General features: G+C 61.6%; 3 protein-coding genes. All 3 read left to right on the forward strand.

The genetic code is table 11. From position 1 onward, the window contains the following. The first annotated feature begins 76 nt into the window (after positions 1 to 76). Positions 77 to 496 (forward strand): ArsR/SmtB family transcription factor, encoded by a 420-nt coding sequence (locus IQ35_RS20850; protein ID WP_145076231.1) that lies wholly within the window; start codon positions 77 to 79, stop codon positions 494 to 496. 12 nt (positions 497 to 508) lie between these two features. Next, positions 509 to 1,045 (forward strand): arsenate reductase ArsC, encoded by a 537-nt coding sequence (locus tag IQ35_RS20855; RefSeq protein WP_007688074.1) that lies wholly within the window; start codon positions 509 to 511, stop codon positions 1,043 to 1,045. Then, the coding region (gene arsC / locus IQ35_RS20860; RefSeq protein WP_145076234.1) for an arsenate reductase (glutaredoxin) at positions 1,042 to 1,474 on the forward strand (433 nt) is incomplete at its 3' end. The genes IQ35_RS20855 and arsC, both read left to right, overlap by 4 nt.

A 1,474-nucleotide genomic window follows, 5' to 3' on the forward strand; every position in this document is an offset into this window, starting at 1 on the left:
GCATTGCTGACGGCGGCTGCGCGAGCCGAGGAAGCCGCCGGGTTTCTGCTGCGGGCAACCGATCTCGCTTGCGAGGATGATCTGGACGAGCAGGCTGCTGCTTGATCTCGCCATGTCGCCGATTGCACTATATCGATATATCCGCTATCGTGGATATATGGATAACGAATCTGTCATCGTCGCGTTGGGCGCGCTTGCCCAAGCCACGCGCCTCGACGCCTTCCGCCTTCTGGTGCGTCACGAACCCGAAGGCCTTCCCGCCGGCGAGGTCGCCAAGGCGCTGGATGTCCCGCAGAACACGATGTCGGTGCATTTGGCGACCCTGGCGCGTGCCGGCCTGGTCACATCCGAGCGGCGCAGCCGGATCATCAACTACCGCGCCGATCTCGATGCGCTACGCTCCGTGATGCTGTTCCTCGTCAAGGACTGCTGTGGTGGCCGGGCCGAGCTCTGCCATCCACTTGCGGATGAACTGCTTGCCTGTCGTGCTGCCTGAAAGGACATCAACATGACGGATCGCCTGTTGAACGTACTGTTTCTTTGCACGGGCAATTCCGCCCGTTCCATCATGGCCGAGGCGATCCTCAGCCGTGAGGGGCTAGGCCGTTTCAAATCGTTCAGCGCCGGCAGCCAGCCCAAGGGCGAGGTCCATCCGTTCACCATTCATCTCTTGGAGAAGCTGAACTACGACGCAAGCCGGTTCCGCTCGAAGAGCTGGGAAGAGTTTTCCGGCCCCGATGCGCCGTCCTTGGATTTCGTGTTCACCGTTTGCGACAATGCCGCCAATGAGCTTTGCCCGGTTTGGCCGGGGCAGCCGCTGACCGCCAATTGGGGGGTGCCCGATCCGGCCGCTATCGAGGACAGCGAAACGGTGCAGCACGCGGCCTTCTTCGATACTTACAGGATGCTGTTCAATCGCATCTCGCTGTTCACCAACCTGCCGTTCGAAGGCCTCGACAAGATGAGTCTACAGAACCGGCTGAACCGGATCGGCAAGGAACAGGGCCGCGCCGACCTCCCAAGCGAAAAGGCACCCAGCGCATGAGCAATGCCGCAATCGATATCGTCATCTATCACAATCCCGAGTGTGGGACGTCGCGCAACACGCTGGCGATGATCCGCAACGCCGGGATCGAGCCGCATGTGATCGAATATCTCAAGACGCCGCCCAACCGCCCGCGCCTGGTTTCGCTCATCGCCCGCATGGGCATCAGCGCACGCCAGTTGCTCCGCGAGAAGGGCACGCCCTTCGCCGAGCTGGGTCTTGCCGATCCGACGCTCAGCGATGACCAGCTCATTGATGCGATGATCGAACATCCGATCCTCATCAACCGGCCAATCGTTGTGTCGCCGCTCGGCGTGAAACTCTGCCGTCCATCGGAAGAGGTGCTCGATCTTCTCCCGTCCGCCCAGCGCGGGGCTTTCACCAAGGAAGATGGCGAGCAGGTCATCGACGCCGCCGGCAAGAGGATCG

It is taken from the genome of Sphingobium wenxiniae (assembly GCF_007830065.1).
GTDB lineage: Bacteria > Pseudomonadota > Alphaproteobacteria > Sphingomonadales > Sphingomonadaceae > Sphingobium > Sphingobium wenxiniae.

Coding starts and splice junctions, on each gene's coding strand:
- IQ35_RS20850 (WP_145076231.1), top strand. CDS start 77: ATGATCTGGACGAGCAGGCTGCTGCTTGATCTCGCCATGTCGCCGATT.
- IQ35_RS20855 (WP_007688074.1), top strand. CDS start 509: ATGACGGATCGCCTGTTGAACGTACTGTTTCTTTGCACGGGCAATTCC.